Origin of the sequence: Metabacillus litoralis, from assembly GCF_007994985.1 — a bacterium.
Lineage (GTDB): Bacteria > Bacillota > Bacilli > Bacillales > Bacillaceae > Metabacillus > Metabacillus litoralis.
The window spans coordinates 1-18,454 of the sequence record NZ_VOQF01000030.1 but is presented as its reverse complement, the minus strand read 5'-3'; the positions used below and the strand labels follow the sequence as shown (position 1 = coordinate 18,454).

The following is an 18,454-nucleotide window of genomic DNA, read 5'->3' as shown; positions in this document are numbered from 1 at the left end:
GTGCAGTGTAAAATGTCGTATTTTACATGTGTCTATTTATTGGGGGCTTGACCACAGGCACCATTTACAATACCGGTGAAAAGAGCCTCGCAAAGGATTCTTTTGTTCTGACGGTAAGTCCTCGATTTTTATAGGTGGATTTATTTACTTTCGTACTTTCCTGGATATCCTCTTGATAGTGTTTTACCAGGTCTTGTATACTTTCGGTTTCGTATAGTATGGCGTTTACTTCAAAGTTTAAATGTAGGCTTCTTAAGTCTAGGTTAGCTGTTCCAACAGAAGCAAATTTTTCATCTATGATGATCACTTTTTCATGTAAAAAACCCTTTGTATACATATATACCTCTATATCATTTTCTAGCATTTCTGAGAAATAAGATCTTGTTGCATATTGAGTTAAATAACCATCATTTTTCTCAGGGACGATTATTTTGATTTCAATACCTTTTTTGGCTGCCATTGATAATACTGTTCGAATCGCTTTATTAGGCACAAAATAGGGCGTTGCGATATAAATTGATTTTTTAGCTGAAGCCAATAATTCGTAATAGATATCACTCATTATTCCTTGAAGAGATGAATCAGGTCCACTTGAGATAATTTGTGTACCGCCTAATTGATCATTAATTAACTTCACTTTAAAATATTTCTCATCAATAAGCCTCTCTCCTGAAACGTAAGCCCAATCTAACAGGAATATTTCTTGAAGTGTTATAATTGCTTCACCTTCTACTTTTAGATGTGTATCTCTCCAAAATCCATAGCGTTTATTTCTCCCTAGATATTCATCACCGATATTTAATCCTCCAACAAATCCTACTTTCCCATCAATGACGATTATTTTCCGATGATTTCTAAAGTTTACCTTTTGATTGTAAAATCCATGCTTTAGAGGTAAAAAACAATGTACTTTTATACCAGCATTCTTCATTTGTTTTATTGCTTTATTTGAAAGCGAGAGACTACCAACAGCATCATAAATCAAACGGATTTCAACATCTTCGTTAGCTTTTTCACACAATAAGTCGATAATTTCTTGTCCGATTTTATCTGATTTGAATGTATAGTATTCTAAGTGAATATACTCTTTAGCTTTTTTTATTGACTGTTTAATAGAAGTAAAGGTAGCATCTCCATTTTTTAATACTGATGTATGACTATAAAAACTCACTTGATTATCACTATATTTCTCCACTAAGTTAGCTAAACTTTGTTGAGTGACACTAAGATTCTTAAAATTTGATGATTCTTGAAATGTTTTTTTGTTTTTTAGCAATTCACTATCATATTTTCGTTTGTTTCGAAAAAGATGACCTTTGACTTCTAGCTGACCTGAGAAGATAAAGAAAATATAACCAATAATCGGAAAGAAAATTAACGCATAAATCCAGAGGAGTGATTTATGTGGTGATCGATTTTCTAGCATCATTACAAAGATGATCGAAAAAAGAGTTACAAGATAAGTTATGATAGAAAGAATCATAATAGCGTTTGTTGTATTTAAAAATACTGCTATTGAAAATGTAACAGAAAGCAAAAATAATAACATAATTTGTCGGGTATTCTTCATCTTAAGCTCCTCGATTCTTTTAAATCATTTAAAGAAAAAGCACCGTGAGTAGATGCTTTTTCTTTAAACTATAAATGAAATAACTAAAGAATTTTTTTACCTTGTACCAGTCGGATAATAACTAAAATTAAAGCGACTGCTAAAAGAATATGTATGATATTACCTAGAAATCCAACAACCGCACCTATTAACCAAAGTGCAAGTAAAACTAGTATGATTGTCCAAAGCATTCTAATTCCTCCTCTATTATTTATAAAGTCTAATGTGATAGTAGGTAGATACCCTTGATTATTTTAAAATAAACTTATGATCATAATATAAAAATGAAAATGATTAAAAAGTTACAAAAAAAGACCAAAAAATTGGTCTTTAGTCTGGCTTTATTTTGTAGGATAGTTGTTTATTATCCATATATGTTAGATTCAGTTACTTTTCTATTAAAAGAATACCGTTGAATAAACAAAAGTTTTACTAACAACAGAAAAAAATCATTCACAAACTAAAACTTCTCTTACAAACAAACCTTTTTTCGCAACACAACGATCTAAAATGATAAAGTCCGTTTCTTTTATCATAAAATCGATCGGGTCAATTGTAATAACAACAACTTTTTTTGCAATTCGTCGGGCATTCTTAAGAATTGATAATTGAGCATCTGGTGTACTATGAGTAAATAAATTGTAAGGCATATCTATGATCGCTACATCGTAGGTGTCTGTTACCTCTTCTATCGGTCCTTTTGTTACACTTCCTTCTAAACCAAAATGTGCAATATTCTCAATCGCGCCATATACAACAGATGGATTTATATCACGTCCAATGATGTTAATGCCCATTGATAGAGCTTCAACTAAAACAGTGCCTATTCCGCAGCAAGGATCAATGGCTTTAATTCCATTTGGGTATGGTACAGCAATATTTGCTACAGATCTTGCTACACGGGTACTAAGTGCTGTTGAGTATTCTCTAGGTTTGTTCAAATGACGCAGCCATATTGCTTCACTTTTCTGATAGTTTCCAAAATACCAGCGTCCACCAAGCGTAATAACTCCAAATGTATAGTCTGGGTTATTGAAGTCTGCTTCAGCTTCAATCTCCATTCCAATATCCCGCTCAATCTTTCGTCTACGGTCATGACCAAATTTCTCTGAACCTTCAAGATCATTAATTTTAACTAAAATAACCTTAAAGGTTGAATTCTCCAACTCAATTTGACTAGCTTTTTTGATAAGATCTGATATGCTATCACCTTCATACAATACATCAATTCGCTCTTTAATGAAGGGACTTCTACTAGGATCAATTTTTGTTGAGCTTTTTAAAATATTGCGCTTTGTCTCATATCCAAAAAATGCACGCATCTCCATATAACATAAAGAGCGTTCATCCTCAGTAAACGCATATGTATAAATAAATTCCTGCTCCGGGCTAATAATGTTCAAATTAAGACCATTCCTTTTAGTGTCTATTTGTTCCTATCTACAAACAATATCGATAATAGTCTATAAATGCAATTGTTAAATCAAGAATATTCGACAAAATGAAATTTAAAATCACAAATAACCTAATTCTTCGATAATTTCAAAAGATTGTTTAGGTGTTTTAGAAATAGTGTGTTATGCTTTACTTAACCATTTTAACACTTGTAGCATGTTGTCTCCGAGACTGATCGAAAGAGAATGCCCACATCTTTTATAAAGATGCAGGCACTCACTGATCAGTCTCTATTTTTATGTTTAAGTGGTTTGCGTCCGATTAATATTACTTCAGCCTTAAATGGTTTAGCACTTCTTGCTCTTCATGATCTATATTTTGAAAGCTTTAGATCATTCTTCTTCTTCTTCAGATAAGACGATAAAAATATTATGTAAACTAACAATCAATATATGTAAACGCAAAAAAGGACTCTAATGAAAGAGTCCTTTAATAATTATGCTTTGTTAACGTTAGTAGCTTGAAGTCCACGTTGACCTTGCTCAGTGTCAAACGTTACTTTTTGACCTTCGTCTAAAGATTTAAATCCTTCGCCTTGGATAGCTGAGAAATGTACGAATACATCTTCTCCACCTTCGATTTCGATGAAACCGAAACCTTTTTCTGCGTTAAACCATTTTACTGTACCTTCTTGCATGTTTGTTTCCTCCTATTTGTGGCTATTAACCACGTTATATTACTATAGTTGCTCAATTAGATATCAAAGGCGAAAAGCTTAAAAACTTATTCTTTCCTCACATACCGAACAAAAATAATTCTTCTTTAGAATAACAGATATATTTGGAAATTGCAAATGATTATTGAAAATAAATTTTAAACTCCCCTTTTTATTTTATGATTCTTGTACTTTCACGCCTACCCAGTCACTTTCATAAGATAGGTTATCTATATTTGCTATTGAGGTGATTGTTTGAATCGAAGACTAAAAGCCTTGATTTTACTATACTTATCGATCCTCTTCTTTGGTAGCTTTTTAGCAGTCGGTGCATTATGGGTTGGAGCATTTGAAGCAACTTTCCCTTTCATTTCTGAATTAGAAATTTTTTTGTATTATTTTTTCGCAGGATCAATCGGTGGTTCTTTGCGTCATCTATATATGTTTTGTTCTCATTATATGAAAGGAGAACTACTTGATTACCGCGAATGGATTATGTATATTTTTTATCCTATCTTTGCTACAGGTACGGCAGTTGTTAGTGTCACATTGATACAAAGTGGGTTATTCCTCATTGAATTCACTAATTTCGAAAATGCCCCATATGGACAAATCAGTCTTGCTTTCTTTGTAGGTTTTGGTTTTAATCGTTTTTTAACTAAATTAAACAGTGTTTCTAAGAATTTGTTTCAAGATACAACTAGAAAGTAATTTGTAATAAACACTTAGAATACTATTTACTTGTCAACAATCGTTAATTTTACTTCAATTAACATTTTTATGCTTTTATCTTAATACAATTCAAATAGAGGTGATGAAAAAATGCCAAGAGTTAAATATACAGACAGTGACGTTGATTTAATGGCTAGGATGATGAGAGCTGAAGCTGAAGGTGAAGGAAAACTAGGGATGCTTATGGTTGGTAATGTTATTGTCAATCGCAGAAAAGCTAACTGTTTAGATTTTAAAGACTTAAGATCAATACGAGATGTAATTTATCAAGTACAAGGTGGAAATTACTCGTTTGAAGCGGTACAAAAGGGTAATGTATTTTATAACAGAGCAAGAGGTGTAGAAAAAAAGTTAGCCAAACAAACATTAGATTATTGGCGTGATCACCCTTCTAAATTTGCTCTTTGGTATTTTAACCCTTATGCTGAATGTCCACCAACTTGGTACGGTCAACCATTAACAGGACAATATAAACAGCATTGTTATTATGAACCAGTGGCCAATACATGCGAAGGTGCATATTTATGGTAAACAAAAATCCCACGTAAAGTGGGTTTTTGTTTTTAGGCAGTATTTAAAAAATCCTATTTTTAAAAAATGAGATAACAGTTGCTCATCTTCTTTGATTTATAAAGATTCTCCGTTAGTTGCAATAACTTCTTTATACCAGTAGAATGACTTTTTCTTTTTTCTTTCTAGAGTGCCACTTCCATCGTCATGTTTATCAACATAAATATAACCATATCGCTTAGAGAATTCACCTGAAGAAGCACTAACTAAGTCAATACAGCCCCAGCTTGTATACCCAATTAACTGAACACCATCTTTAATAGCCTCACCAATTGCTTTAATATGACTACCTAGAAAATCAATTCGATAATCATCATTAATCGAGCCGTCTTCTTCTACTTTATCATATGCACCTAAGCCATTTTCCACTACGAATAATGGAACTTGATAACGGTCATACAATTGATTTAAACTAATTCGTAAATCAAGAATAAACCTATTTTGTTCCTCTTCACGAGCCGTTAGTGAAGTTTGCAGAATTACTGTTATGTAAGGCATTCATTTGTAGCTTCTTTTTAGGCTAGAACTAACCATTTATTTTAAGATTGAATGTATAATCTATTATTGAAACCTTAATTTTCTATATCAAAAGGTCATTTTTTACTAGAAAATTGATAAGTCGGACCACCTTTGATATTAGTTTTTAGCTTAAACAAACCACCTGCATTTGGATATTTTTCAAGATCTTCATCAGTTGTACCAATCCTTGCTGTTGTGATATAAAGCTCATTTAAATTCTCACCACCAAAAACACATGAAGTTACATTTGCAGCAGGAACTTTAATGAAATCAAGGAGCTTACTGCTAGCAGGATCCCATCTTGAAACTCCATATCCACCCCATTGTGCCACCCATAACATTCCTTCTTGATCAATTGTCATTCCATCTGGGAAACCGGTTTCCTTAATAAATGAAACAACCACTTTAGGATTCGAAATGTTACCTGTGGTATTGTCGTAATCATATCTAACAATTTGTTTCGTTGGTGTGTCAATAAAATACATATATTTGTTATCAGGAGACCAAGCGATTCCATTAGAAATGGATAGATTATCTAATTTTTTACTGATATTATATTGCTCATCTAGCATGTATAAAGATCCAGCGCCTTCTTTAGCATCAATATCCATTGATCCTGCCCAAAATCGGCCTGCAGGATCACATTTGCCATCATTAAAACGGTTGTGCTGAGGATGTTTTTCAGGTTTATGTATGCTCTTTAACATTCCTGTCTGAAAGTCATAGCTATAAAAACCATCTTGTAACGCAAGAACAACTCCTCCATCTTGTTTAGGAGATATCGCACCAACTAACTTATCTAAAAGTAGCTCCTTGTTTTCGTTGGATCCGGGATTAAATTGATATATCTTTTTCTGCAAAATATCTACCCAATATAGTAGTTTTTCTTTTTCATCCCAGCTAGGACCTTCACCTAAAGTAGATTTGCTATCAATCACTAACTCTATTGACAATTATCTCACCTATTTCCAATTAATTTTTTAAAAAGTATACACATTTTATTATAGTATATATTTTTAAGGAAAAAGGTGATTGTTGACAAAAATAAAGATATTTTCCGAGGAAAATAGAGTAGGTATGACTTTATAGCTATAATTATCGTTATCTTAATGGATTATTAACTTAAAAAGGTAGATTGAGAGAACAAATTTTCACTAGTTTTCGAATTTATCGTCGATTCTGCAAATTTATCAGCGATTTTCAGAATTTGTCGTCGATTAGACAAAAAACGACAAAAACTTCAAGCATTATCACTCTCTCTCATCAACCCATATATCAACACAACAAAAAAACACCTCTTCCCTCAAACACAAAGGAAAAGGTGCTCCAACTATCATCCAAATCGACTTCTCGTCAATTTTGGAATATATAACGATAAAAAGAATGATCGTGATGCACTAAATAATACAAATGCCAGCCAAAGACCTATATTTTCATATGGAGATAGTATCCATATCGCTAGTAGAAATACAATTAAAGCTAAAAGAATAGAGTTTCTCACTGACTTTGCTTCTGTGGCACCTGAGAAGACTCCTTCTAGTTGCAAGCCCCAAAATCCAACAAATGGGAAAATGATCATCCAGATTAATAGCTCGCTAGCTGTTTCTCGTACTACTGAAATGGTTGTGAATAAGGATACGACTGTTTCACCAAAGAAATAGATCAGCAAAGATAAAAAGAATGCTGCGATAAAGCCCCATTGCCCTGAAAGGAAATAGGCTTTTTTGTAAAGTTCCTGGTTTTTTCCTCCAATAGATCGCCCTACTAAAATGCTTGATGCATTTGCAAAGCCACCGAAAAGATATGCCATTATATAATGGATTTGAAGAATAATAGCATTTGCTGCTAGTGTGACTTCACCCATACTAGCTCCTTTTGACGTAAAAATGCCTGTCATCGTGAGTAAGCAGACAGTACGGAGAAAAAAGTCTTTGTTTACATTTAACATTTTTAGCATAGGCTCAGATTCTATGATCTTTGAAAGCTTTAGCTGTGATAAAGTAACTTTATTTATCTTAAAAATGATATATGCTCCAAATAAGACAGCACTAATTTCTGCAATTAGCGTTGCATAAGCAACACCTGCAACACCCATATTGAATCCTAAAACAAATACAAGATCAAGAATAATATTTAACACATTCATCACAATTTGAGTTGCTAATGATAGCTTTACCTTTCCAAGGCCCATGAGCCAGCCTATCATCACATAGCTTAGGAGAATAAATGGTGCTCCCCAAATTCGTATAGAAAAATAAGTTGCTGCATAACTCGTTACTGCTTCACTTGCTCCTATTACCTGTAAGGATATGTGGAGAATTGGATATTGGAGGATAACGAAAAGTAAACCAACAGTTACTGCGATAATCATAGGTCTTAATAATGACAATATTGTTTCTTTTTCATTATTTGCTCCCTGAGCTTGTGACGTAAATCCGCTTGTACTCACTCGAAGGAAGCCTAACAACCAATACATTGTATTAAAAATAAGTGCTCCAATTGCAACTCCTCCAATTGAAGCTGGTTCTGGAATTCTTCCGACCACTGCTGTATCAACTGCACCAAGAATAGGAGTCGAAATACCAGATATGATAAGTGGTATTGCCAGGTGTAGGTATTCCTTTTGGTATAAGGAAGGCTTTTTACTGATGTTTAAAGAAGAGGCTTCTACCTTCATTTTTTCTCCCTTTTCTAACGAATCTATTTAACTATTGAAATTTGTGAATTTAACACGAATAGGACCTCTCTAAGAAGAAAAGGTACCGCTATATCTAGTTGCTTGGAGTTATAAAGAGCAACTAAGATGATTTAAATACCTTATCCTTCTTAAAAAACAACTTTTTCAAAATGCACTGTTTCAAATTCATCTTGTTCATCTAATACCATTGAAAACTCTTTTTTCTGCCAGAAAGAGTATCCACCTGGCAAAAATTTTTGAGTATGTAAATACAACGTTTTGTATCCTGCTTCTTGACAATATTGTTCAATACTTGAGAAAAGTTCTGTACCAATTCCTGATCTTCGTAAATTTTGATCAACATAGCATTTAATAATTTCACATGTTGTTTCAAGCTCGTATCGACCTTTAATAGATGCGATTCGATCATCATATGGTCGAACACCGATCGTACCGACTACTTTACCATTTTTAAAAGCAGCTAAAAGAGTTGTTTTTTCTTTCGTTAAAAATAGCTCTTCCATTTCTGTAATATCTCTTTTAGATGCTTCACTTAGTGGAAACGGAAAGACAGCTCCCATTGTTTCTTCTAAAAACTGTCCTACTTGCTTGATTTCTTCTTTTTTCACTTTACGAATTTCCATCTACTATTTATCCTCTCTTATTACCTACTCAATTGCTGCTGCTTTAATAAGTGCCTTTGTGTATGAATGACGCTCCTCCTGATACAACTCTTCAAGCCTGAATGAATCAACGATATAACCGTTTTTTAAGACAATCATTTTTTCACATAAATATGTCACAGCTCTTATATCATGAGAAATAAAGAGAATAGTCATATTTGTTTTTTTCTGTAGCTCTTCTAGTAACTGTAATATTTGCACTTGTACTGTAACATCTAGACTTGCTGTTGGTTCATCACAAACAAGTAACGATGGCTCTATACTTATCGCTCTTGCTATGCTAACTCTTTGCTTTTGTCCACCACTAAGTTCTCCTGGATAGCGATCAGCCATTTCTTTTTCTAAACCGACCATTTCCAATAGCTCCTCGGCTACTTGTTTGCGTGAAATACCTTCTGTTATAAAGGAAGGAGTGATTTCCTTGAAATTATCAAGTGGCTCGATCAAGCTTTTCCAAATTGGTAATTTTGGATTTAGGGTACTCGTAGCATCTTGAAAAATCATTTGGATATCTTTACGATATTGACGAACTTGGGATCTATTTTTAGGGGGGATTTGTTGGTTATTAAATAAAATTTTGCCCTCTTTATATGTTTCAAGTCCTAAAAGCATTCTAGCTAATGTGCTTTTACCACTTCCACTTTCGCCAACAATTCCGACACATTCTCCTTCTGTTACATCAAAGGAAATCTGATTAAGTGCTTTTACACGTTTATCATAGCTTTTTGATAAATCATTGATAGTTAATAAACTCATAGTGTTACAACTCTTTCTCTTTCATGTCCAGTTAACTCGGTCTCATTTGGAAGAGAAAGTAAACACGAACATAGTTTTTTTGTATATGGATGCTTGTGATGACAGCGGATTTGTTCTGGTAAACCTTCCTCAACAACTACACCTTTATGCATTACATACATTCTGTCTGTTCGTTTATAGGCTTGAGCTAGGTCATGGGTAATCATAAGAACTGCACAACCTGTTTCTTTCCTCACTAAGTCAATATAATCTAACACCTTTTCTCCACTCATCACATCAAGTGCTGTTGTTACTTCATCACAAATAAGCAAAGAAGGCTTCAACGCAAGTGCCATGGCTATCGCACATCTTTGTACCTGTCCACCACTTAATTGAAATGGGTAGCTTCGATAAGCACGCTCTGAATCTAATCCCATTTCCTCTAAAACTTCCATTGCTATAAACTTCGCTTCTTTATTCTTAATTGAATAATGAGTAGAAATTGTTTCAATCATTTGCTTTCCAATTCGAATAAATGGAGTAAAGCTACCACGGTAATCTTGAAAAATCATGCCAATCTCTTTTCCTAGTAGCTTACGATGATCCTTAGTTGTTAGATTTAGCAGATTTGTTTCATTATACATAACCTTACTTTGTTGTACTTCCATATTGCTTGGGAGTAAATTCATGATCGTTTTTGCTGTTAGACTCTTGCCACTTCCACTTTCGCCAATAAGCCCGACAATTTCTCCACGATTCACATGTAAGCTTACATTATCTAGTAAAGTTGTTACTTGACGATTATTTTTAACCGTTACATTTAGATCTTCAATTGATAGTAAATGATCACTCACATATATTCCCTCCCTTTACGAATATCAAAGTGATTTTTTAATCCGTCACCTAATAGATTACAAGCTAATACAGTAAGCATAATGGCAAGTCCAGGGGTTATCATGAGAGAAGGAATCACTTGGAAGTAGGCTCTACCTTCATTAAGCATTGCACCCCATTCTGGTATTGGAGGCTGTGCACCTAGTCCGATATAAGATAAAGCAGAGATAAGCAAGATTACTTTACCAACATCAATTGCTGCCATGACAATAATATCAGGCATTACTTGTGGTAATAAGTGCATACGAATTGTTTTTAATGTGCTAGAGTATGAAACCTTTGATACTAACACATATTCTTTCTCCTTTTCAGCCAAAACCAGACCTCGCACAACACGCGCATATACAATCCATCGCACTAATACGATGGAAATAATGATATTTGTTAAACTAGGTCCCAATATTCCAGCAATTGCAATAGCTAAAATCACGTCAGGAAAAGAAAGGATACCATCGATGATTCTCATAAAAACAGCATCAATTTTCCCACCAACATATCCTGAAACAAGTCCGATAGGAACACCTATTAAAACAGATAAAATAATAGCCAATAAACCTAACCCAACAGTTATTTTTGCTCCGTACACAATTCTAGAAAAAACATCTCTACCTAATTGATCTGTTCCAAACCAATGTGTTGAAGAAGAATCTTGTAATCTGTTTCCCATATCAATCTCAAAGGGATCATGAATAGAAATCAGACTTCCTGCAAAAATGATAGTTGCAATTATCATACATAGAAACAGTCCAATGATCAACGTTGGATTCCGAAATAAGCTCCTAGTCTTTTTAGTTAAAACAACCTCCATTACACTACCTCCTTTCCTTGTTTAATTTGTGGATTAATTAATAAGTAAAGCAAATCAACAAGTAAATTTGTCATAACAACAAGAATACCAATAATTAAAATATAACCTTGTATAACAGGATAATCACGTTGTAATACTGCTTGAACAATTAAGTCTCCCATACCAGGCCATGAAAAAAGAATTTCTATAACCATAATACCACCAAGTAAACTTCCAATACTTAATCCAAACATTGTGACTAAAGGAATCAGACTTCCTCTTAATGCATGAAAAAAGAGCACTCTTTCCTTTCGTAATCCTCTTGCTTTTGCAGCTTCAATATACGGACTTTGTAAGGTGGAAATAAGGCGTTCTCTTAATAATCGAATATAGATCGGAGCCATCGCTATTCCTAAGGTAACAGAAGGTAAAATATAATGTGCAAAAGAGCCTTTCCCCATAACGGGTAATAAATTTAATTGTAAAGAAAAGAAATAGATTAATAATAAACCAAGCCAAAAACTTGGTATCGAAGCTCCAATCATTGCAATAAATCTACTTACATAATCTGGCCAACGATCTTCATAAACAGCACCTATGACACCTAGTGGAATCGCCATAATAAACAACACAATCAATCCACCTATAGCTAAAGAAACTGTTGCTGGTAGACGATCACTAATCATCTCGAAAACAGGTTTTTTGGAAATAACGGATTCTCCAAGATCCAGTTGAGCAACATTTAAAAGCCAATTACTATATTGACTTAAAATTGGTTCATCAAAACCATATTCTTTCCTTAATTTCTCTTCATCAACTGTTGTTGAAGCAACATCATCAACCTTTAAAATTGCTCTAATTGGATCTCCTGGGGTGATCTTCATCAACAAAAATGTGACAAAAGATAGGACCAACACCATGATGATCAACTGTATCAGCCTTGAACCGATAATCGATAAAACTCTCCGCATTATTTCCACCTGCCAAACTTTATATTAAGAATCATTCATAAAATCACAAAAGTGAAAGAGTTTGTATCTATTGATACTCCCTCTTTCACTTGTTAACTATTCTACATCCATCATATTGGTAATAAGATAATACTCTTCAGATCCTGGTTTCCAATTTTTCACTCGATCATTCACTCCGACAATAACATGAGGATGAAGAATAAAAGATTGTGGAAGCTGTTCTTGTACAATAGCAACAGCTTTCTTTTGTAATTCAATTCGTTCATTAAGATCTACTGTACCATTAAGTTGTTTTGTTAGATCATTTAATTCTGGAATGTTAATTTGACCTGGGTTTAGAGCACCTTCAGGTAAATAAGCCACATTGAAGAAATATCCACCATCACCTCTTGGCGCAGACAGATTAGAATATGTCGCTAAATCCCATTCATTTTGTTGCTCCCATAAATAACTATCAATATTTTCTATAGTCACAATATTTATCTTTATACCAACCTTTGCTGCTTCTGCTTGGTAATATTGTGCGATTAGTGGTAATTCTGGTCTACCTTGATAAGTTGCTAATGTTAATTCCAGCACTTTACCGTCTTTTTCTAATAAATCATCAGCATTTTTTTCATAACCTGCTTCTTTTAGTAAGGATTCCGCTTTTGCCTGATCATAAGCTACAGGTTGTTCCTTACTTGCAAATGCAAATTCTTCATTAAAAGGTCCATTTGCAGCTGTTGCATAGCCATTCATAATCTCATTTACTGCAACCTCGCGATTAACTAATAAATCTAAAGCCTTTCGAACATTTACATCTTGTAAAGCAGGCTTAGCATTATTATATAACATAAAATGAACTCGTAAGCTTGGAACAGACTCAACACGAAGCTGATCACTTGCTTCAATTGGATCTAGCGTTTCTGGAGGAAGATGATACGCAATATCGGCTTCACCTGATTGAAGGGCAAGTGCACGAACATTTCCGTCAGAATTAAACTTAACTGTCACATTTTCTAGCTTTGCAGCTCCGTCCCAATAATCATTATATCTTTCAAGCTTAATTTCAGATTCAGGTGTGAATTCAGTTACTAAAAATGGCCCTGTTGCAATTGGCTTACTGTCTATATTCTCTTCATCAACTTTTACAATTGATGCATTTGTATGAACAAGCTCAGATAAAAATGCTGGATATACTTCTGTTGTAACAAATGTAACTTCCTGACCATCTGCATTAATGGATTCAATTTTCAAGCTTGATCCAATAGCCTCATTCACTTCTAGCAATCTTTCAAAAGAAGCTTTCACGGCCTGAGCATCAACTGCTGTTCCATCATGGAACGTTACACCTTCTCTTATTTTAAAAGTCCATGTTTTCTCATCGTCTTGCACCCAAGACTCTGCCAGCCATGGTTGAATTTCCAAGTTTTCATCAATTTTCACTAGTGTCTCTGCTATTCCAGCACGAACACCCATCCAATCTTGATGAGGATCAATCGTTTTAGAAGAAAAGCTGAATAGTAGTGTTAAAGATTTGTCATTTTGCTCTGATGAAGCATTTTCACCAGTACCACTTTTACTAACATTACTATCAGAATTTGTACAACCAGCAGCAATCGCTAGTAACATTACAACAAGTATGTATAAAGAAAGATGTTTTTTCATTTTAAATATTTTCACTCCTACAGTTCTATGTATTTTTTATAAAGCTGGTTGTTGTTTTTCAGATATCTCTGGTTTACGTTTAAGCATCGTTAATATAATGGAAGCGCCGATAATCAGTATTCCACCAAGTACTGAATACAAACTTAAAACCTCTCCCCAAAAGATAAACCCCAACATCATTTTAAAAAGATCCCTACGTATCTTATAATTTCAACATGGTATAACCGATTTTCTATTTAAATCTTATAAGATTTATAATAATCAATAGTCACTCCTTTTTAGGTGATCGAAATTAAAACGTAATGGTTATGATTTGCACTAGATTACTATATAAAAAAAGAAAGCATTCGTCAATAGCAAATCGTAATCTTTTCGATTATTAGGTATAAAGTAGCGAAATATGTAAGATGAAGTTCTGAAAAAGCAATAAAAAATACACATGAACTGAAAGATTCATGTGTTTTAAAACTATTTGGTAAAAAGCAAATGAATCAATTCTTTTCATTGTGCTTAAATGTCTCTTTTTCCAATTTCTTTATCTCTAAATCAATTTTTTTATGTTCTAATTCTAGTTCTTTTTCTTTCAAATTATATTTTTTCTTATTTTCATAACCATAATAAAGTAACGACATGCCAACAATAACAGTAATATAAAACCATAAATCCAATGCTTTCACCTCATTTTACATAATAGATTTTAAGAAGAAGCAACAAAATACCAATTCTCCGCCATTTTTACTATTTCTTTAAAATCTCCTCCAAATGAATTTACATGTGGTTTACGGTTATGTGGGGAATATATAAAGCCAGCAAAATCACCCAATATCCCTCTAAAAGTGTAGAAAAACACTAAAGTATCACCATTAACTTCTTCAATGATGATATCGCCTCCCCCTTTAGATAAATGGTCATACTCCTTAGGCAGATGAATAACCGACGTGTTATAGGTCACATTGGGTTGTAACATACCATTTTGTATTTTTGATATCACTTCTGTTCTTTCTTTAAAATGATTTGAAAAATTAAGCTGTAAAACAATAGTATTAAATGGTATGAAAATTACGATGAGAACTGTTGTAGTTTGAATTAATAGTGGTGACCATTTTCTTTTCTTAATTAAACTATTTAATGAGAACAGAATAACAACAAGAAAGAAACCGATTACTAATAACCAAAGAAAAGGCAGTATAAATGGAGTTAAAAGATCAACCAAGGTCCATTGAAAAAACAGGAGCAAAATTAAGGAAGAACTACTTACTATAGCTAAAGGTGTACTATATTTCACATGTATTCCTCCAGTCCTTCTTTATAAGTAGGCTCTGTTAAACTTTGTTGTTGATTTCCGTTACAGGCATTCGCTTTCCCGGGAAAAAAGCACCTTTTTTCCTAGGGAAGAATAATGAAAGATCCCAACTTCCGGCTTTTTCAAAGGACAATTCTTCCTAGGTCCGGGAGCCTCCTCGGCGCAAACGCCTGTGGAGTCTCCCTTTGACACGCTTCTCCCGCAGGAGTCTCATGCCTTTCACTCCAATCAACAATGTGCTAAAAATCAACATTAACCTTTAACATAGCCTATAAGTAAAAAAGATCATACCTAGAAGTTAATTTTACTTGGGATGAAAATACATCAACTTTCCCACACAATCCCTCAACCTTAATTGAAAAACGATCATTCGAAACTTTTCGCAATTTAAAAAAACTTTTTAACACTGCTAAATTATGTCATATATCTTTCTTAGCTAAATGGTCTCTAATATCGGACAACTTTCCATCTATATCTTCTAACTTTTTCTTAACATTAACAAAATAATGAGCAATTCTTGAAATTATATAAATAAAACCAAAGAAGAAAGCAAGAATTATTAAACTTCCGTCCATTACTTCGTATCTCCTTTCTTCAGCTTACTTGTAATATATATCACTCAATTAAAGTCAATCTTTTCACGAATATAATTTGCATCATCTTTGTTTATACTAAAATAGTCAATTTTCTTCCAAGTTTCGCCAGAGCGAATCCCGATTGTTGCTCCTTCTTTTGTAAACCATATCTTTGAATCAATTAAATTTGTAAATTGCTTTGGACTTCTTATTGAAAGATAAACGTCTGGTTTACCCATATCTTCTTCTATTATTATTTTACTGTTGTTACTATAAATCACTGTGAAATTATCTACAGCTGACTGGTCTTCACTATCTTTAATAATTTTAGTGAAGTCTATTTGGTCAGGATGTTCTTGATTTTCATAACCAATCGTGATTTCCCTTGTTGTTTCAGTGGATGTGATTTTCCCCGTATAATATCCACCAATAAAAATCATCACAATTATTATAACGTACAAAAGTATTCTTATTTTAGTAGATTTCAAGATCTCACACCTTTGTTTACTATCATTTAAATTACTCGAATTAGGTTCAAATTCCATAGGTCATCTTACTTTAACCAGTGTTGCGGAGTAGTTAAGCCTGCTGGTAATTTTGTCGTTGAATCACCATTTGCAGAATTGATTTGGGCTTGAGTTAGAAAAATACTTCCACGAAGGTTTGCACCTTTTAAATTGGCATCTCTTAAATCAGCACCGATGAGATCCGCCATTACCATATCAGCTTCTCTAAGATCTGCCGCAATTAGCAAGGCTCCTCTTAAATTACTTCCTTTAAGGTTCGCTCCTTTTAGCTTTGCTCCAATAAGGTCACTGCTTCTATTGATCAATTTCTGTTTATTAACGTATGTAAATCTTGCACGCACTAGTTCACTTGTTTGAAGTAATAGTTTATTAACCATGTTTCGGTGTATTGGTAGATCTACTGCTAGAATTAATTCACTATCTAAAAAGGTTAAAGCTTCTGTTTTATCAAAAGCCATTTTTAGTTCATGATAAATTGATTTGGTTTCTTCCCTATGAAGAGCTTCATGTAAATAAAGGAGCATTTCATGTAATTGCTGCATAATTGGAAAAACGGCAAACATTTCATTAGAAGTATCTGGATGACTTCGCCAATCTTTTCCTTTAAAGGTCATTTGAGAAACCTTTTGACCAGCACCAAAGCACTCATATACCGTACAGCCTTTGTAGCCATCATTTCTAAGTTTAGTATGTATGCTACAACGAAAATTCGCTTGTAAATGACTACATGGTGTGCCTGCATTTTTATCTAAAGCAAAATCCGCTGATTTCGCATATGGTAATGCCACACAGCATAAACTAAAGCATTTTTCACAGTTTGCTCTTAAATTATTTTGAATATCATCTATTGTTTGTGTTTGGTTAGACAATATTAACACTTCCTTTTTCAATAGGTGTTGATTTATTAACAACATTTCATATATTACCATATATATCCACATCTCGTATATGGAATTTAGATATAAAATATCTTTGTTAAAGCTATTTTATATCAGTGTTTTACTTTTTTATCCTGATGTAAAATATTTATTTGAAAATGGTCATTTCAGTTTTAAAATTCAATCTTCATTAAACACCTTCCATAAATAGGATGATCAGTTTATAATCAGGTTGTCTTGAAGAAAATCCTCTTAACTTATTCCCTAAAGAAAGGTGTTTGTAAAAAATGAAGAAGCTATTTTTATGTTATTGTGGCAGTGGTGTGGCTCTTGATGAGTGTTGTAGTAATAGGGACGATAATTTTATGTTTAAGTCTTTTAATACTTCTGATGAACATAAGCACTTACTCAGGAACTTAACGATGAGTTCAGAATTTGGTTTACCATACCGCGGTTTAATTCAGTTTTATGCTAATGATCTGGTTTCTTATAAGCTAGCAAATCCGAGAAGCAAATCGCAAAATGAATTTTTAGAAATCATAAGCTTATATTTTACTATTTTCCTCCAAAATGACTGTCCTTCATCCTGGCTCAATTGTAACTCAGAGTTTTGGGAAGAATTTATTTTCTCCTTTTATCCCTTACACATTAAAGTAACTTCAAAAGAAAAAGAAGTAAAGAAATTTGCAGTAGAACTAAAGAAATTTACCCACTGGCTTGACTGTCGATATGGTAGCTCATTTTATCAACTGATCAATACCTTTCTAACTGAATCTGTTATTGAATTAAAAATATGCGAAAAAATCCTTAACAAACTTTATCTGCACACTTTCCCCGAAATACATCAAGAAGACTGGGACTTCACCAAGGAATTCTTTCTCAACTCTCTTTCACTAGATAAATGTAAGGAAAAAGAAACAATCATCTTTGAAGTAAAGGCCATTAACGGTCCGATTGTAACAATAACAACACTCACCACATATAAAACTTACTATATTAAGAATATGCCTTATGAAATTATAGTACCTGGTACATTACTAAGTGGGAAGATTGGTAAAAAAGAAGGAGATTGGTTTTGGATATGGAACCAGCCTGAAAGTGTATTTCCACCAAGAGGTAGAGACTATATAAAGAATATTAGGTTTAGTTAAATAGAAAAAACCCCTTACCTTTGAACTGCACCCCAATTGTTAGACACCATCTAACAATCGGAGGTGCAGTTTTTCTATGGCCA

The 18,454-nt window shown here is 33.4% G+C and carries 20 protein-coding genes and 1 pseudogene; 3 read left to right on the top strand and 18 right to left on the bottom strand.

Translation table 11 applies throughout. From position 1 onward, the window contains the following. Nucleotides 1-64 precede the first annotated feature (64 nt). From cls to FS935_RS22495, 4 genes are all read right to left on the bottom strand, one after another. On the bottom strand, nucleotides 65-1,570 hold the full coding sequence (gene cls / locus FS935_RS22510; protein WP_146950853.1) for a cardiolipin synthase: 1,506 nt from the start codon (nucleotides 1,568-1,570) through the stop codon (nucleotides 65-67). An 83-nt stretch (nucleotides 1,571-1,653) separates the two neighbouring features. Next, nucleotides 1,654-1,800: a lmo0937 family membrane protein gene (locus tag FS935_RS22505; protein WP_146950852.1), complete on the bottom strand. Its 147-nt coding sequence runs from the start codon at nucleotides 1,798-1,800 to the stop codon at nucleotides 1,654-1,656. A gap of 258 nt (nucleotides 1,801-2,058) precedes the next feature. Continuing rightward, nucleotides 2,059-3,012, bottom strand: a complete 954-nt coding sequence (locus FS935_RS22500) for a TRM11 family SAM-dependent methyltransferase (protein ID WP_240051007.1) — start codon at nucleotides 3,010-3,012, stop codon at nucleotides 2,059-2,061. Between the two features lie 488 nt (nucleotides 3,013-3,500). Beyond that, the gene (locus FS935_RS22495; RefSeq protein ID WP_060671790.1) at nucleotides 3,501-3,701 is read right to left on the bottom strand and encodes a cold-shock protein; all 201 of its coding nucleotides are present in this window, start codon (nucleotides 3,699-3,701) and stop codon (nucleotides 3,501-3,503) included. A 273-nt stretch (nucleotides 3,702-3,974) separates the two neighbouring features. Here FS935_RS22495 and FS935_RS22490 point away from each other — a divergent pair, with 273 nt between their 5' ends. Further along, complete coding sequence (locus tag FS935_RS22490; RefSeq protein ID WP_146950851.1) at nucleotides 3,975-4,430, top strand: hypothetical protein; 456 nt, start codon at nucleotides 3,975-3,977, stop codon at nucleotides 4,428-4,430. A gap of 111 nt (nucleotides 4,431-4,541) precedes the next feature. Then, the gene (locus FS935_RS22485; protein ID WP_146950850.1) at nucleotides 4,542-4,982 is read left to right on the top strand and encodes a cell wall hydrolase; all 441 of its coding nucleotides are present in this window, start codon (nucleotides 4,542-4,544) and stop codon (nucleotides 4,980-4,982) included. 96 nt (nucleotides 4,983-5,078) lie between these two features. Here FS935_RS22485 and bglH read toward each other — a convergent pair. The 14 genes and pseudogenes from bglH to FS935_RS22425 form a co-directional block, all read right to left on the bottom strand. Next, a pseudogene (gene bglH, locus FS935_RS22480) lies at nucleotides 5,079-5,444 on the bottom strand (aryl-phospho-beta-d-glucosidase); the annotation flags it as partial. A 170-nt stretch (nucleotides 5,445-5,614) separates the two neighbouring features. Next, nucleotides 5,615-6,493 carry an SMP-30/gluconolactonase/LRE family protein gene (locus FS935_RS22475; protein WP_146950849.1) on the bottom strand — a complete coding sequence of 293 codons (879 nt, stop codon included), beginning with the start codon at nucleotides 6,491-6,493 and terminating at the stop codon, nucleotides 5,615-5,617. A 380-nt stretch (nucleotides 6,494-6,873) separates the two neighbouring features. Further along, entirely contained in the window at nucleotides 6,874-8,217 is a 1,344-nt protein-coding gene (locus FS935_RS22470) for an MATE family efflux transporter (RefSeq protein WP_146950848.1), read from the bottom strand. A gap of 149 nt (nucleotides 8,218-8,366) precedes the next feature. Next, nucleotides 8,367-8,861, bottom strand: a complete 495-nt coding sequence (locus FS935_RS22465) for a GNAT family N-acetyltransferase (RefSeq protein WP_146950847.1) — start codon at nucleotides 8,859-8,861, stop codon at nucleotides 8,367-8,369. A 24-nt stretch (nucleotides 8,862-8,885) separates the two neighbouring features. After that, entirely contained in the window at nucleotides 8,886-9,656 is a 771-nt protein-coding gene (locus tag FS935_RS22460) for an ABC transporter ATP-binding protein (RefSeq protein WP_146950846.1), read from the bottom strand. Beyond that, on the bottom strand, nucleotides 9,653-10,489 hold the full coding sequence (locus FS935_RS22455; RefSeq protein ID WP_146950845.1) for an ABC transporter ATP-binding protein: 837 nt from the start codon (nucleotides 10,487-10,489) through the stop codon (nucleotides 9,653-9,655). The genes FS935_RS22460 and FS935_RS22455 overlap by 4 nt, the downstream gene beginning before the upstream one ends. After that, nucleotides 10,486-11,337 carry a nickel transporter permease gene (gene nikC / locus FS935_RS22450; protein ID WP_146950844.1) on the bottom strand — a complete coding sequence of 284 codons (852 nt, stop codon included), beginning with the start codon at nucleotides 11,335-11,337 and terminating at the stop codon, nucleotides 10,486-10,488. Before nikC ends, FS935_RS22455 begins: the two co-directional genes overlap by 4 nt. Continuing rightward, entirely contained in the window at nucleotides 11,337-12,287 is a 951-nt protein-coding gene (nikB, locus tag FS935_RS22445) for a nickel ABC transporter permease (protein WP_146950843.1), read from the bottom strand. Before nikB ends, nikC begins: the two co-directional genes overlap by 1 nt. A 96-nt stretch (nucleotides 12,288-12,383) precedes the next feature. Then, complete coding sequence (gene nikA, locus FS935_RS22440) at nucleotides 12,384-13,937, bottom strand: nickel ABC transporter substrate-binding protein (protein WP_146950842.1); 1,554 nt, start codon at nucleotides 13,935-13,937, stop codon at nucleotides 12,384-12,386. A 491-nt stretch (nucleotides 13,938-14,428) separates the two neighbouring features. Beyond that, entirely contained in the window at nucleotides 14,429-14,605 is a 177-nt protein-coding gene (locus FS935_RS23710) for a hypothetical protein (RefSeq protein WP_168714502.1), read from the bottom strand. Between the two features lie 29 nt (nucleotides 14,606-14,634). Continuing rightward, nucleotides 14,635-15,222: a hypothetical protein gene (locus tag FS935_RS22435; protein WP_146950841.1), complete on the bottom strand. Its 588-nt coding sequence runs from the start codon at nucleotides 15,220-15,222 to the stop codon at nucleotides 14,635-14,637. Nucleotides 15,223-15,659: 437 nt separating this feature from the next. Next, nucleotides 15,660-15,815 carry a hypothetical protein gene (locus FS935_RS23520; protein WP_158638695.1) on the bottom strand — a complete coding sequence of 52 codons (156 nt, stop codon included), beginning with the start codon at nucleotides 15,813-15,815 and terminating at the stop codon, nucleotides 15,660-15,662. A gap of 44 nt (nucleotides 15,816-15,859) precedes the next feature. After that, the gene (locus FS935_RS22430; RefSeq protein ID WP_146950840.1) at nucleotides 15,860-16,303 is read right to left on the bottom strand and encodes a hypothetical protein; all 444 of its coding nucleotides are present in this window, start codon (nucleotides 16,301-16,303) and stop codon (nucleotides 15,860-15,862) included. Nucleotides 16,304-16,368: 65 nt separating this feature from the next. Next, nucleotides 16,369-17,211 (bottom strand): pentapeptide repeat-containing protein, encoded by an 843-nt coding sequence (locus FS935_RS22425; RefSeq protein ID WP_240051006.1) that lies wholly within the window; start codon nucleotides 17,209-17,211, stop codon nucleotides 16,369-16,371. Between the two features lie 296 nt (nucleotides 17,212-17,507). Between FS935_RS22425 and FS935_RS22420 the strand changes: the two genes are divergently transcribed. After that, nucleotides 17,508-18,371, top strand: a complete 864-nt coding sequence (locus FS935_RS22420; RefSeq protein ID WP_146950839.1) for a hypothetical protein — start codon at nucleotides 17,508-17,510, stop codon at nucleotides 18,369-18,371. The last annotated feature ends 83 nt before the right edge of the window (nucleotides 18,372-18,454 follow it).

What these genes read in the sequence shown, in the direction of transcription:
- cls (WP_146950853.1), bottom strand. Translation starts at nt 1,570, where the DNA reads ATGAAGAATACCCGACAAATTATGTTATTATTTTTGCTTTCTGTTACA.
- FS935_RS22505 (WP_146950852.1), bottom strand. Translation starts at nt 1,800, where the DNA reads ATGCTTTGGACAATCATACTAGTTTTACTTGCACTTTGGTTAATAGGT.
- FS935_RS22495 (WP_060671790.1), bottom strand. Translation starts at nt 3,701, where the DNA reads ATGCAAGAAGGTACAGTAAAATGGTTTAACGCAGAAAAAGGTTTCGGT.
- FS935_RS22485 (WP_146950850.1), top strand. Translation starts at nt 4,542, where the DNA reads ATGCCAAGAGTTAAATATACAGACAGTGACGTTGATTTAATGGCTAGG.
- FS935_RS22470 (WP_146950848.1), bottom strand. Translation starts at nt 8,217, where the DNA reads ATGAAGGTAGAAGCCTCTTCTTTAAACATCAGTAAAAAGCCTTCCTTA.
- FS935_RS22465 (WP_146950847.1), bottom strand. Translation starts at nt 8,861, where the DNA reads ATGGAAATTCGTAAAGTGAAAAAAGAAGAAATCAAGCAAGTAGGACAG.
- FS935_RS22460 (WP_146950846.1), bottom strand. Translation starts at nt 9,656, where the DNA reads ATGAGTTTATTAACTATCAATGATTTATCAAAAAGCTATGATAAACGT.
- nikC (WP_146950844.1), bottom strand. Translation starts at nt 11,337, where the DNA reads ATGGAGGTTGTTTTAACTAAAAAGACTAGGAGCTTATTTCGGAATCCA.
- nikB (WP_146950843.1), bottom strand. Translation starts at nt 12,287, where the DNA reads ATGCGGAGAGTTTTATCGATTATCGGTTCAAGGCTGATACAGTTGATC.
- nikA (WP_146950842.1), bottom strand. Translation starts at nt 13,937, where the DNA reads ATGAAAAAACATCTTTCTTTATACATACTTGTTGTAATGTTACTAGCG.
- FS935_RS23520 (WP_158638695.1), bottom strand. Translation starts at nt 15,815, where the DNA reads ATGGACGGAAGTTTAATAATTCTTGCTTTCTTCTTTGGTTTTATTTAT.
- FS935_RS22420 (WP_146950839.1), top strand. Translation starts at nt 17,508, where the DNA reads ATGAAGAAGCTATTTTTATGTTATTGTGGCAGTGGTGTGGCTCTTGAT.